Raw genomic sequence first — 13,516 nt, 5'->3', positions numbered from 1 at the left:
GGTCAAGCGCCCCTCCCTTCAACCGCAGGGCCGTCGCGCCGCACGACGTCACCGTGCCGCACAAATTCCCAGAACGCGCCCCTGCGACCGGCGAGTTCCTGCGGGTCTCCCTGCTCGAGCACTTCGCCGTCCCGCACGTACACCACCCAGTCGGCCAGTTCCAGGAAATGCAGGCGGTGCGTAATGACGATCAGCGTCCGCCCCTCGCGGGTGCGGGCGAGCAACTCCTTGGCGGCGGCCTCCGCGTGCACGTCCAGCCCCGTTGCCGGCTCATCGAAGATCATCAATGGGGAGTTTCGCAGGAGCGCCCGGGCGAAACTCACGCGCTGCCTCTGCCCACCCGACAGGGTCGCGCCTCCCTCGCCCACCAGCGTGTCGTAGCCATGCGGAAGCGTCTGGATGAAATCATCCGCCCCCACGCGCGCGGCCACCTCCTGGATCTCCTCGGCCGTGGCGTTTCTGGCCCCGAACGCTATGTTCTCCGCAATCGAGCTCCGAAACAGGAAGGATTCCTGGGTGAGGGGCGAAATGCGCTTGCGCAGGCTGTCGATGCGATAGTCACGGATATCGTGTCCGTCGAGCAAAATGCGCCCGCCCACCGGCTCGTACAGCCGCAGGATGAGCTTTGCGATGGTCGACTTGCCGGCGCCGGTCGCGCCGACGATCATCGTCGTCCGGCCCGCCGGAATCCGGAAGGTCACATCGCGCAGCGCCTGCTTCCCTCCGGAATACTGGAACCGCACGTTCTCGAAGGCGATGTCCCCGCGGATCTCCCGCGCCGACAAGGCCGATTCCATGTCCTGCGTTTCCGGCGCGATGTCCAGCAGTTCAATGATCTTGTCGGCACGGACGACCGCCTTGGCCGCGTGCGCGGTGAGCTTGGCGAAGTCGCGCAGCGGCCGGTACATGCTGCGCAGGTACGACATCACCACGAGCACGTCTCCCGGTGTTATCAGGCCCGCCATGGCGCGGTAGCTGCCCACGATCAGGACGGCGCAGGTCCCGGCGGCGCTGATCATATCCACCGTGCGCGCGTAGTTCTCCGTCAGCCGCGCGGTGCGCACGTTCGCCTTGGCGTCCCTTCCCACCGATCTACCCACGAGCTTCTCGCGGCGCTTCTCCTGCGCGAAGCTCTTGACCTGTGCTATTCCGGCAAGGGATTCCTGCACCGCGGACACGATCTCGCCGTAGGCCTCGCGCTGCTTGCGCGCGGACGAGCGAATACGGCCGGAAAAGCGAAACGCGGCCAGCGCAAAGATGGGGATGATGACCAGCCCGATCACCGCCAGCAGCGGATCCAGCCACAGGAGCACCGCCAGCATTCCAACGACCAGCAGCGTGTGGCTGACGAGGCCGATGGACGTCGTCACCAGCAGTTCCGAGAGCAGATTGATATCGCCGGTAATCCGCGTCAGGAGGTCACCGGTCTCGCGATAGTCGTGGTAGGACTGCGGCAGGCGCTGGACGTGGGCGAACACCCGCTGCCGCAGCGTGGCCGTCATCTGGTGCTCGACGATCTTCGACTGGATGCTGAACACATACGTCAGCGCGCCGCGGAGCACCGCGATCACCAGGAACGCCAGGGCGGAAACCCACAGCGTGGTCACGGGGGACCATTCCGCGGGCGGGAAACCGGCCGGACCGGAAACGCGGCTGCCGATGAGCACGCGGTCGAAAACGAACTTCAGCGGCCACGGCTGCAGCAGCGTCATCAGCGACGCGCCGGTCAGGCCGGCCATCGCCAGGAAGATTCGCCCGCGGTGCGGACGCAGTTCCTCCCGGAAGCGGGCCGCAACGCGTCGTGCCGCCACCGGGTCAATCCGGGACAGACTGTACTTGATCGAGCCCATCATGAAACCCGCGATGTCGCGGCCTTCCCACCCCGCACCGAATCGAAGAGTCCCAGCACGACGCCCATGCGATGCTGCCACGTGTGGCCGGATTCAACCGCCGCTCGCGCGTTTCGTCCCAGCCTGTTCGCGAACTCCGCATTCGACGCGATGCGCCCCAGGGCTCCCGCCATCGCCGGCACGTCCCCCGGCGGCACCAGCAGCGCGGTCTCGCCGTCGCGCAACAATCTTGCGACCTGGCCGATGCGCGACGCAACGATGGGTTTGGCCGCCGCCATGTATTCGAACAGCTTGAGCGGCGAGAAATAGAAGTCACTCATATCGGGGTACGGTGCCGCCAGGATGTCCATCGCGCCGAGCACACCCGGGATATCCTCGAACCGGACCTCGCCCAGGAGCGTCACGCGCCCGGCGATGCCGCGCTCGCGGGCGCGTTCCACGATCGCATCGGCCTCCCCATCTGCGTTGCCGACGATACACAGGCGCAGCCGCGGGTGGGCCTGCAGGGCGAGCGACAGCGCATCGACCAGCCGGTCCACGCCGTGCCACGGTCTTACGCGCCCGACGAATCCGACGATCACGTCGTCCTCTCCGCCCAGGCGCCTGCGCCAGCCATCGCCGGGGCGATCGAACCGGGACGGGTCGACCGCGTTCGGAAGCACGCTTACCGGCGCTCCAGGAACGATGCCCAGCACGTAGTCGCGAACCTCCTCCGACACCGCAATGACGTGATTCGCGGATCCCAGCACCAGACGCTCCACCCGCCGGGCCAGGTCGCCATCCCGCAGGCCGCGGAAGCGCTCGGCCTCGAGTACCAGCGGTGAGTTTACCTCCACCACGAACGGCAGACCACTCGCGCGCGCGAAGGCGCACCCGGCAACGCCCAGCAGAGAGTAGCGTTCGTAGACGACATCGAAGGAACGTCCCCGCGCCTCACGTTCGATCGCATCCAGCATCGCGCTGTTACCGCCGAAATCGAGCACCTCGCCGAATCCCTCCGCGCCGGCCCCCAGCGCCGACGCCAGGCGCGAGGAGCGCGCACCCGTCGCGACGACGACCGGGTAGGGCGGCGCCAGCATGGACTTCGGATCGCGGCGCGCGGTAACCAGCGTCGCGTCGCAGCCCGACGCGTCCAGAGCGTCCAGGAACTGGCGGACGTGCACCGCCGCCCCCTTGGACCCGCCGAAGGGTATGCCCGGATCGCCCGAAACGTAGAGCACGCGTGCACGACTACCGCCCCCTGGTGTCGCAGCACTAGCCCCGCTCCGGTGCGGATCCGGGCTCCCCCCTTTGAACATCGTGTGCAGGCTCGCAACGTTCTTCTCCAGGTCAAAACAGCGCTCCGCCTTGTCCCGCCCGTTCACGCCGTAGCGCAGCCGCAGTTCGGGCGACGCCAGGATCGTTTCGAGGGAGCGGGCGGTTGCGTCGGCGTCTTCCGGGTCCACAAGCACTCCGCTGAGGCCATCGTCGATGATTTCCGGGATCCCCGACAGGCGGGTGGATACCGCGGGAAGGCCGGTGGCCAGCGCCTCCAGCAGGACGGTGGGAAGTGCGTCCACGTTGGCATCCGCGGAGACCCGGCACGGAAGACAGAACACCGCCGCCCGCCGCATCAACCGACGAACGTCCTCCGAGGTCACCGGCCCCGTGAATTCGACGCGATCCTCCAGCCCCAGCGCCCGCGAGCGCTCGCGCAGGCTCTCCAGTTCCGGGCCCTCGCCCGCGATGATGCAGCGGAAGCGCGCGCCTCGCATTGCGAGCAGGCCGCACGCCTCCACCAGCACGTCGAATCCCTTCTTCGGCACCAGCCGCCCGACGCCCAGGATGAGATCCTCTTCCCGGCCCTCGGCATCCGGCGGGGTGAACGTCGCGAGGCTTACCCCGTTGTGCAGCACCCGCACCTTCTGGTGCACCTCGGGCGGGAGTATGGAAAGCATGTGGCGGCGGTTGAATTCCGTCACGGTTATGCCGAAATCCGCAGCCGCAAGCTTCTCCGCGAGCAGCGTTTCCTCCGGCCGGTACACATAGATGTCCTTGGCGTGCGCCGTGAAGCTGAATGGGATCCCCGCGATACGGTTCACGAGGTAGGCGAGCGTACTTGGAAGCGTGGCGAAGTGAGCGTGCATGCGCTCGACCCCGAGTTCCTCGAGCCTGCAGGCCATCCACGCGCTCTGCCAGACCAGATCCACCCGGCGCGGGTCCCCTGCCGCGATCGCGCTCTCCAGTTCGCCAAACAACCGATCGCGGCGTGATGCCAGTCGAGACCACAGGGGAGCGATCCACGCCGCCCACTTCTTCGGATCGAGATCCTCCAGGTAGACGACCTGCGCTTTGAGTAGCGCGAGCTGGGGATGGAACCGGCCCTCGTTGGGCTTGAGCGCGGAGAAGACGACGACCTCTGCGCCCTGCCGTTCCAGTTCGAGGATCTCGTTGAGCACAAATGTCTCCGACAGGCGCGGAAACATCTTCGCCACGTATGCAATCTTCAACGCCGGATTCCCGTTCACGTCCTCAACTCGCTCCTTCCCCGGATGACCCCGTGTTCGGCGCAATAACGCGCCACGTTTTCGGCGCCGTCGAACTGAAGCAGGGCGCGCGCCTTCATCTGGGCATCCGGCCCCGCGGCCAGTTCACGACGGATGGTGGCAGCCAGAAGATCCGCCGTCAGTTCGTCCGGATGGATGAGGCCGGCCATCCCGCGTGCGCGCAGACACTCGGCGCGAACGAGCTGCTCCTTGCGGTGGGTAATGCGCGGGATTATCACGACTGACCGCGCGTGGCGCATCGCCTGCGCGGTGGTGTTGTAGCCTCCGGTGCAGATCACGAGGTCGGCGCCCCGCATCGGCGCCGACGTGGAATCGACGAACTCGACCAGGCTCACCGACGGCAGCGCGGCCGCGCGGGTCTGGAAACTGCGCAGCAGCTCCTCGTCCACCAGCGGCCCCGTCACGATGGTGGCGTCGAATTCCATCGCGCCGCCCAGGCGCTCGGCCATTTCGAGGAACGTACCCACCACCAGCTCGCCCGCGCCGTCTCCCCCGCCGATGGTGACGAGAACGCGTCGCCGCTGCTTCCCCTCCGTGCGGTTTCCGGCAGAGGGAGGGAGTTCCGCGGTCTCACCGACGTAGTTCATGTACGCCACCCGCGACGCCAGCGCCGGCGAGAACCGGTAGGCGCTCGCCGCGTCGAAGACCTCGCGCATGCCGTAGACGAAGACATGGTCGTAGCTGTCCTCGACCAGCCGGTAGAGGCCATCCTTCGTCCAGATGCTCAGCACGGACTCGGGGTCGTCGATGACATCGCGCAGGCCCAGCATTCTTGCGCAGCCGGGGCGGTTGGCCGCGAGCCACTCCAGGCTCGGAACCAGCTCACCTTTCATTCCCGCCGGTGAATGATCCACCAGCACCGCGTCGGGGTCGAAGTCCTGTACCGTTCGCAACAGCAGGCTGGCCCGGAATTCCACGATGGTGGCGTCGGACATCGCCAGCGACCGCGCCTGGTAGCGTTCGGACGCCACCTTGCGCACCGCCGGCAGCTTCACGTAGTCGACGCGCGCCGGCATGCGCATGCGATGGGCTACGGACGATCCGGTCACGATAAGCACCGACAGTTGCGGGAAATGCTGTATCAACGCGGATGCGAGGTTGACGCTCCGGCTCAGGTGCCCCAGGCCGAAGGTGTCGTGCGAGTAGATGAGCAGCCGCGCGCCGGTATCGTCCCGGGGGGATGCCAGCTGGAATCCGGCCTGGCCGCTCCGGAACGTCGCCACCAGGCCTGCGTCGGACGGGATCTCCGGAAACAGTGGCGTCAACTCACCGCTCAACTCCGCCGTGCGGGACTGCATCTTGACGCGGATCTGGAATGGCGCGGCCTCGCTGCCACCCATGACCCGGCTGACGGCGGCTTCGAACGCCACCCGCTCCGACGGATCCACGCGCAGGGCCTCTTCGAGCGGCAGGCCGATGACGTCTGCGGGCGCCCAGCCGGTGGCATCACAGGCGCCGCGGTTGGCGAAGGTCACCCTGGCCTCGGTGTCGGCCACAACGATGGCATCGGAGCCCCCGAACAGGACTCTCGCAAGCGTGCGCTCCCGCGCCCGCAACCGTCGCGCGCGGCGGTGGGTTCCCAGCGCGGTCGTGATCACCGCCCGCAGTTCCGGCTCGCTGAATGGCTTCACGATGTATCCGACCGCGCCGACCGATTCCGTGGCCCGAACGGTGTTCTCGTCGGCGAACGCGGTAACGAAGATCAATGCTGCATCCACGTCGAGGGAGAGTTCGCGCGCCGCATCGACACCCGTACGCTCTCCGCGCAACTGGATGTCCATCAGGATGAGGTCTGGCGCTTCCCGGCGCGCCGCTTCCACAGCCTCTTCCGCGGTTGCAACCGAGGCGACCACCTCGTGACCGATCGCCTCCACCGTCGCGCGCACATGCATGCGGACGATGGACTCGTCCTCGACGATGAGAACACGCGCTCGGGTCATGAAGCCTCGAATGGGTTGCGCCCGCCGCAGCACCGCCGGAAGGCCGTCAATGGGTCATGGGACGAGGAAGTGTGCGCAAGCACCACGCCAACGGCGCCTCATTCTTAAGATATTTTTTTGCAATTGGTTATGGGCCGGGGCGCGGGCGAGTGGCGGGTGGTGAGACACGCCCGCTGTCTCACGCGTGTCTCAGCGGGACACGGGGCTAGTCGTCGGCGAGACCGAACTGGGCGAGCCGCCGGTAGAGCGTGGCACGGCTGATGCCGAGCAGCGCCGCGGCTCGCGACCGGTTGCCTCCCGCCCGCTGCAGCGCGTTCACGAGACGGGAGCGATCGTCTCCCGGTTCGGCCGGGGCGCCGGCCAGAACCTCGGCGGGCAGATCCGTCCGCGCGATGACCGCGGCCACGCTCGCCAGCGCCGCGTGATCAATGGCGCCGCGCAGCTCGCGGACATTGCCCGGCCAGGAGTAGCGCTGGATTGCGGCGAGCGCCTCGGGAGAGAAACCGTCGAGGCGTTTGGCGAGCGTGCGCGCGGCGGCGGCAAGAAAGTGCTGCGCGAGCAGGACGATGTCGTCGCCGCGCGTCCGCAGGGGTGGCAGGATCAGCCGCGCGCCGCGCAACCGGTACAGGAGGTCGGCGCGGAAGCGGCCGGCTGCAATCTCCTCGTCAAGGTCGCGCTGCGTCGCGCAAACCACCCTCACATCGACCCGGCGCCCCTCCGTCTCCCCGACGCGTGTCACCACATTATCATCGAGCACGCGCAGGACGGACTTCTGCAGGGCGGGCGAGATGTCCCCGATTTCGTCCAGGAAGAGCGTTCCCCCGTTCGCGGCTTCGAACACCCCCACCTGGCTCTCGACGGCGCCGGTGAAGGCGCCGCGGCGGTGGCCAAAGAGCTGGCTTCCCAGCAGCGTGTCCGTGAGTCCGGCACAGTTGACGGCGACAAACGCCCCCCGGGCGCGGGGACTCAGGGTGTGCAGGGCCCGCGCCGCCAGTTCCTTTCCGCAACCGGTCTCCCCTTCGATGAGAACGGTCCACGGGACACCGGCCAGCTTCTCGATGCGCTCGTACAGAGCCAGCATCGCGTCGCTGCGGCCGATGATGCCGTGGAACTCGCCACCGGGCGCAAGGCGTTTGCGCAACGCGGTCCGGTCGGTTCCCGGTCCGGAGGTGGTCGCGTGTACGAGCACCGCCCAGCCGGACGCAGCGCCCGCCCCGAACCGCAGCGGCAGAATCTCCACCTCCCCGCGAATCATCCCGCCGTCGCCGCAGCGAATCTCCACCGGCTCGTCGCCGAAGGGAGGAGATCCGGACGCTCCGTCGTCCAGCCAGCGGCGCAGGGCGTCCCGGATTCCCGCCGGCGACACCTGGAGAACCCTGTCCAGGCGCTCGCCGGGAAGTCGAATTCCCTCACGTGCGAACATTTGCTCCGCCAGTGGATTGGCGAACGTCACGTGTCCTGAAGCGTCGATGAGCACGACGCCGTCACCAAGGCGTGACAGAACGCCGCGCAGCGCCTCGCCCCCCAGCGAACCGGCAAGACGCCCGCGGGCGGCGAGCGCCGTGGCGAGGGCGGCTTTCAACTGAGCCTCGCTGAACGGCTTCACGACGTACCCGTGCGACCCGATATCACCGGCCCGTGCAAGCGTCGAATCGTCCGCAAACGCGGTGACGAAGATGACCGTGGTGCCGTAGCGCGACTCGATCTCGCCGGCCGCGGTGATGCCGTCCACCTCCCCCTCGATGTTCACGTCTATCAGGGCGACCTCCGGGCGCGCGTTCGCCGCGAGGCTCAACGCCTGTCGCGCACTCGTGGCCACACCCACCACCTCGTGCCCAAGCGACGTCACCAGCCGGCGCAGGTGCACCTGGACCACCGCTTCGTCTTCGACGATCATGACACGGGCGCGGCTCATGCCCGCTCCGCCTCCCTCAACGCTTCCGGAAAGACCACCCGGATTTCCGTGCCCTTGCCGCCGACCATCTCGGCGCGGCCACCGAGTTGCCCGGCGAGTGCCTCCACCAGATCCAGGCCCAGGGATCCGTCCCGCCCGGCGGGACCCATCCCGGGCCCGTCGTCGCACACGACCAGTTCACAGAGGCCATCCGGGCATCGCCCGACGGTCACGACCACGTTCCCCCCCCCGGAGGACAGGGCGTGCTTGATGGCGTTGGTCACGAGTTCGTTGACGACCAGGCCGCACGAGATGGCCCGGTCGATGTCGAGGTGCAGGTCATCGGCCTGAATCCGCACGTCGAGGTTCCCCCTCGCAGGGGCGAGCGATTGCGCCAGCCCCGCGACGAGCAGACGGATGTAGCTTCCGAGATTGATCCGGTCCGACGCCGAGGACTGGTGGAACTGTTCGTGTACGAGCGCCATCGCACGTATCCGGCTGCGGCTCTCCGCGAACAGCTCGTGCACGTACGGGTCCGCGGCCCGTCCGGCCTGCAGGTCGAGAAGGCTGGATACGATCTGCAGGTTGTTCTTTACGCGATGGTGGACCTCCCGCAGGAGCAGCTCCTTCTCCGAGAGCGAAACCCGCAGCTTCTCCCTGACGGCGTTCAGATTGTCGATCGAAACGGTCGACGCCGCGAGCGCCTCGGCCATCTGGTTGAAGGAGGAGGCGAGCACTCCGAGTTCGTCGTTGGTCGTCGCCGTGACGCGCGTATCGAGATGACCCTCCCCGATCCGCGTGGCCGCCTCGGAGAGCGACGCGATCGGGCGCGAGATCGAGCGCCACATGTACCCCGCCAGCAGCACACCCATGAGCACGGCTCCCAGGCTCACGCCCAGCACGAGTTTCACGGTTCTCTCGGTGCCCACCACCGTCTCCCGGATTTCCTCCGCGAACTCATCCTGGGCGTCCAGCAGACGCGCGTCCGTGTCCGGAATGACCCGCTCGGTCAGGATTGACCTCATGTCCGCCGCCACCAGCGCCCGGCCACCCGGGCCCGGGGACTCCGCCAGAGCGCGTGCCTTCGCCGCGAGCAGGAGCAGAGACTCGTTGCTGGATCCGCCGGTGTCCGCCATGGACGTGGGATCGTTCACGAGCCGGGCCAGGTCGTCAACCTCGTCCCGGATCGCGGCGACATCCCACGACATGGAGTCCGGCGGTACCCGCTCCAGCGAGCCCAAAACGCGCCGCGCAATCTGTCCGGCCTCGGTTGCGCGCTCGACTCGATGCAGGCGGCTTGGCTCTCCCCGCCACTGGTTCTCGCGGCCGACGAGAACCGGGATGCCGGTGACTTCCAGGGTGTCCGGCCAGACGCCGTCGGCCTGGTAGGAATTCACGACCCCCTTGATCTTGTTGCTATCCTTGATGTCACCCACGCGGATCTTCCGCGCATACCAAGTGCCTCCCTCGTCGACGCGTGCGCTGATCTCCGCCCGCTCCCCGGCGCGCAGATCCGCCAGCGATCCGATATGCTCGAACTCCGTGGTCGAGTCCGTCATCATGGCAATGCCGTACATGCGCACCACGCCGGTAGCGACGTCAACCTCGCCCACCGGTCCGCGCAGCTTGGGCCGGCGCGGACCCGGCAACTCCTCCAGTTCCTCGGCCACGAAGGCGCCGTCCTCCCACTCGCCTTCCACTTCGAGAACCAGTCCCAGCGGCGAACGGTCATCCAGCATGAACCCGGAATGCCGCGAAAGTTCGGACACCTGCACGCGGAGCTTGCGGCTCGTGACGAACGCGATAACACCCACGATCACCACGAGACCGACGATTACCAGATACGACATCGACAGCTTGAAGCGGAGACTCATGGCACTTCAGAACGCCCTGATTGCGGTTGTCACGAGAGAGTGGTACCCGCCCACCACCAGCGCCAGCGGCGGCCCGATGATGCGCCACAACATGCCCGTCCACAAGAGCGCAATGAGGATGAAGAAGCCCCAGCGCCCCACCGAGCGCAGCGCCTCGCGCGGCCCCGGAGGGAGGTAGCGCATCATGATCCAGTGCCCGTCCAGCGGGGGAATGGGCAGCAGGTTGAAGATCGCCAGCACGCAGTTGAGCGTGATCATGCTGTTGCACAGGGTATTGAAGAAGAGAAACGAGCGCTGTCCGTTTTCGGCCAGCCCCGGCACGTACTTGAACGCCACGCCCACCACGATCCACAAGAGCGACGCGGCAAAGGCCAGCAGGAAGTTGCTCGCGGGTCCGGCCGCCGCCACGTAGGCGTTGTGGACCACCGGGTTGCGCAGGTTGGCGGGATCCACCGGCACCGGCTTGGCCCAGCCCAGGAACGGCAACCCCGATATGAACGCGGCAATTGGAAGCAGCACGCTCCCCACCGGATCCAGGTGCGGCAGCGGATTCATGGTGATGCGCCCCATGTCGCGGGCGGTGGTATCCCCAAAGTGCTCCGCGGCGATGCCGTGCGCGTTCTCGTGCACCACCACCGAGAACACGAACACCACCAGGCTCACCGCGCCGGTCAGGAAATCGGGTGTCATCGGATGTGCAGCACCTTGTGGGTTTGGGGTATGACACGAACCGTGTCCAGACGGGCGCCCGCAGCGCCGGCACCGGCGTCCACGAGCGCGAGCAAGGCCCGTGTCCTCTCGCGCGTGGTGCTCCGCCCGAACAAGGCTTCGCTCTCGGGCTGGATGATCAGGGCGATACTCCGGTCGAACTCCGCCACCAGTTCCGCCGCCTGCTCGATCTCCGCCAGCGAGGCGTTGAGATCCACCACCACCTTGGCGAAGACCACCCGCGCGGGATTGCGGCGCTCGCGGATGGTTTCCAGGAAACCCCGGTGGTCGCCCCAGTGCCTGATGCCGGTGGCGGACGGCAGTTTCACGTCCATGGCAACCACGTCCACGTGATCGATCACCCTGCGCAACGCCTCCCCGTGCAGACCCGCCGTTTCCAGGTGGATGCGCAGGCCTGCGGCGCGCAGCCCGCGCGCCAGCGCGGCAACAAACTCCGGCTGTTCCAGCGGTTCCCCGCCGGTAATGCTCACATTCGTCACCCCGTGCCCGCGCGCAAACGTTGTCACGTCCGCCACCACGTCGTCCAGCGCAACCGGATTGGGACGCCAGCGCTTCCTTGCTTCGTCGTCGTGGTGGGTGACGAAGCGCGGGGTCTGCACCTTGCTGTACACCGTGTCGCACCACGAGCAGGTGGCCACGCAGCCGGCGGTGCGCACGAAAACCTGCCGCTCCCCCACGAACAGCCCCTCGCCCTGCAGCGAACAGAACATCTCGGAGAGGTGCCCGGTGAGTGTCTTCGTGTCTGGTTGCTTCGTTTCCACTACCGCACCGTCTTTACCTTGGTCTCCGCGTGTGCCATGGTGGCGAGTTCGCGCGCGTAGCGCTGCAGCAGTTCACCGAGAACGCTCGCCGCGTCCAGCTTGAGTTCCTCCAGCCCCACCGCCGGGACCGGCGCGCCGGTGGGGTCCACGTTGATGCCCAGGTGGATGAGGCTCCCGGCGGGATAGGGGGCCGCGATGGAAACGGTGAGCTTGCGGCCCTCGAGGTAGAGATCGTCGCCGTCGCGACGCAGCCTCCGCAGACCCACCACCTCTTCCAGGATGCACACCAGCAGGCGCTGGCGCGCCACGCCCAGCGCCAGCGGGCACGCGGGGTGCTCGGCGATCACGTGCGCCATCGACGCCGCGACGATGGTGTGCCCCGCGCGCACGTCGTCCAGGTCCACCAGGTGCTCGGTGGGCACCAGGCACGGCCCCACGAAGCCGGCGGCTGCGTCACCGGAGAGCCCGGTGTTCTCCCCCACCCAGCCGCTGCGCAGCTCGAGCCCGCTGTACGGCACGCGGCCGTCGAGGATGCTCCACGAGAACGTCACGCGGCAAACTCGATGACGGGGCGTTCCCCAGAGGAGAGCGAATCCAGCGCGGCCCGCAGGCGCAGGCAGGACGCACACGCGCCGCACATGCGTTCTCCGCCGCGATAACAACTCCACACGATGGACAGTGGCGCCTTGAGCCGCATTCCGAGCCGGATGATCTCGCGCTTGTCGAGGTCCACGGTGAAACTCTCCACCCGCACGCCGGTGCGCGTGGACAGCGCCAGCGCCGCGTTGACGCGTGTCACGTACTCGCCGCTGTTATCCGGAAACTCCGCGGCTTCCTCACGGTTGAACCCGGTGACGATGGTGTCGAACCCGCGTGCCTCGGCGTACGAGGCAGCGATGTTTATGAACACGCCGTTGCGGTTGGGAACCCACACCTCGTCGAGCTCACGCAGCGCCCCTGCGCCCGTGCCGCCACCGCGCATGCCGGCGGGTGAGAGCGACTCCAGCCAGCGGATATCCACGTCTGCGAAGGGAATCCCGTAGAAGTCCGCCGCACTCATGGCGGAGACGCGCTCGCTCTCCCGGGAGCGCTGCCCGTAGTCGAGGAACAGCACCAGGCGCACGTCGCGCTCGGTGGTGGCGCGGGCCAGGGAAACCAGCGAGTCGAGTCCGCCGCTCACCAGTGCAACGCTGCTGGGCTTCGCGTTCATGATTCGGCGTAGGCCGCGCACGCCTCGGGCCCTTCCCAGACCTCCACACGGGCCAGCCGACCGCGCGGCCCCGGCACGGGTCGCTCACGCAGGATGGCAAATACCTCCCGCGCCAGGTTCTCCGCCGTTGGCGGCACCGTGTCGAACGGGGCGATGTCGTTGAGGTGGCGATGGTCGAACTTGTCGTGCACTTCGCGCCCCAGCAGCGCCTTCAGATCGCGGAAGTTCGCCCCCATCCCGTGCTCGTCGAGACCGTTGAACTCCCAGAAGGCGCGCACGGTCCAGGTGTGGCCGTGCAGCCGGTCGCACGGGGGGCATCCCGGCAGAACGTGCGACGACGCCAGCCGGCACTGGACGGACAGGGTGAATACTCCACTCACAATGAAAACGTCGAGTTCGAGGTGGTGTGCGGGGCCCGACGGCGGCTCAGCAACCCGGTATAAGATGATGGCCCGGCGGGGGGCGGTGCTGCCACCGGATCCGCCCGGCATTCGCAACTGTTTGAAGGAATAATACTTGAAGGCGCGCCGCGGGCGCAACGGCGCCGAACCCGTCGCGTGCAAATTGCAGCCGGGCGCCGTGGCGGCCGGCGGAAGCCCGGTCGCGCGACCGTCGCCGTATCCATATATCTGACAATATATTGCGATATAGACCCACGATCGCGGCCCGGCGGCCGGCTCTGGTATGCGATTCGCTTAGACCAACCGCGCAC

General features: G+C 67.5%; 10 protein-coding genes. All 10 read right to left on the bottom strand.

What is annotated here, in order from left to right:
• Positions 1-2 precede the first annotated feature (2 nt).
• Positions 3-1,811: an ABC transporter ATP-binding protein/permease gene (locus tag OEX18_10565; protein ID MDH4337700.1), complete on the bottom strand. Its 1,809-nt coding sequence runs from the start codon at positions 1,809-1,811 to the stop codon at positions 3-5.
• Positions 1,812-1,849: 38 nt separating this feature from the next.
• Entirely contained in the window at positions 1,850-4,339 is a 2,490-nt protein-coding gene (locus OEX18_10560; protein ID MDH4337699.1) for a glycosyltransferase family 4 protein, read from the bottom strand.
• Between the two features lie 14 nt (positions 4,340-4,353).
• Positions 4,354-6,336 (bottom strand): response regulator, encoded by a 1,983-nt coding sequence (locus OEX18_10555; GenBank protein ID MDH4337698.1) that lies wholly within the window; start codon positions 6,334-6,336, stop codon positions 4,354-4,356.
• Between the two features lie 205 nt (positions 6,337-6,541).
• Positions 6,542-8,251 (bottom strand): sigma 54-interacting transcriptional regulator, encoded by a 1,710-nt coding sequence (locus OEX18_10550; GenBank protein MDH4337697.1) that lies wholly within the window; start codon positions 8,249-8,251, stop codon positions 6,542-6,544.
• A complete protein-coding gene (locus tag OEX18_10545) occupies positions 8,248-10,104 on the bottom strand; it encodes a HAMP domain-containing protein (protein MDH4337696.1) in 1,857 nt (618 codons plus the stop codon). The genes OEX18_10550 and OEX18_10545 overlap by 4 nt, the downstream gene beginning before the upstream one ends.
• 6 nt (positions 10,105-10,110) lie before the next feature.
• Positions 10,111-10,794, bottom strand: coding sequence for a site-2 protease family protein (locus OEX18_10540; protein ID MDH4337695.1), 684 nt, complete (start codon positions 10,792-10,794; stop codon positions 10,111-10,113).
• Complete coding sequence (locus tag OEX18_10535; protein ID MDH4337694.1) at positions 10,791-11,594, bottom strand: 7-carboxy-7-deazaguanine synthase QueE; 804 nt, start codon at positions 11,592-11,594, stop codon at positions 10,791-10,793. Before OEX18_10535 ends, OEX18_10540 begins: the two co-directional genes overlap by 4 nt.
• Positions 11,594-12,145 carry a DUF366 family protein gene (locus OEX18_10530; protein ID MDH4337693.1) on the bottom strand — a complete coding sequence of 184 codons (552 nt, stop codon included), beginning with the start codon at positions 12,143-12,145 and terminating at the stop codon, positions 11,594-11,596. Before OEX18_10530 ends, OEX18_10535 begins: the two co-directional genes overlap by 1 nt.
• Positions 12,142-12,804, bottom strand: a complete 663-nt coding sequence (locus OEX18_10525; GenBank protein ID MDH4337692.1) for a 7-cyano-7-deazaguanine synthase — start codon at positions 12,802-12,804, stop codon at positions 12,142-12,144. The genes OEX18_10530 and OEX18_10525 overlap by 4 nt, the downstream gene beginning before the upstream one ends.
• On the bottom strand, positions 12,801-13,295 hold the full coding sequence (locus OEX18_10520; protein ID MDH4337691.1) for a 6-carboxytetrahydropterin synthase: 495 nt from the start codon (positions 13,293-13,295) through the stop codon (positions 12,801-12,803). Before OEX18_10520 ends, OEX18_10525 begins: the two co-directional genes overlap by 4 nt.
• Positions 13,296-13,516: the final 221 nt, after the last annotated feature.

This window comes from Candidatus Krumholzibacteriia bacterium (assembly GCA_029865265.1).
Classification (GTDB): Bacteria; Krumholzibacteriota; Krumholzibacteriia; order WVZY01; family JAKEHA01; genus JAKEHA01.
The sequence above is the reverse complement of the archived record's forward strand: the minus strand, read 5'-3'. Positions and strand labels throughout refer to the sequence as shown.

Excerpts from the sequence above, each read along its gene's own strand:
- OEX18_10555 (MDH4337698.1), bottom strand. The coding sequence starts at position 6,336 with ATGACCCGAGCGCGTGTTCTCATCGTCGAGGACGAGTCCATCGTCCGC.
- OEX18_10550 (MDH4337697.1), bottom strand. The coding sequence starts at position 8,251 with ATGAGCCGCGCCCGTGTCATGATCGTCGAAGACGAAGCGGTGGTCCAG.
- OEX18_10545 (MDH4337696.1), bottom strand. The coding sequence starts at position 10,104 with ATGAGTCTCCGCTTCAAGCTGTCGATGTCGTATCTGGTAATCGTCGGT.
- OEX18_10540 (MDH4337695.1), bottom strand. The coding sequence starts at position 10,794 with ATGACACCCGATTTCCTGACCGGCGCGGTGAGCCTGGTGGTGTTCGTG.
- OEX18_10525 (MDH4337692.1), bottom strand. The coding sequence starts at position 12,804 with ATGAACGCGAAGCCCAGCAGCGTTGCACTGGTGAGCGGCGGACTCGAC.
- OEX18_10520 (MDH4337691.1), bottom strand. The coding sequence starts at position 13,295 with ATGCCGGGCGGATCCGGTGGCAGCACCGCCCCCCGCCGGGCCATCATC.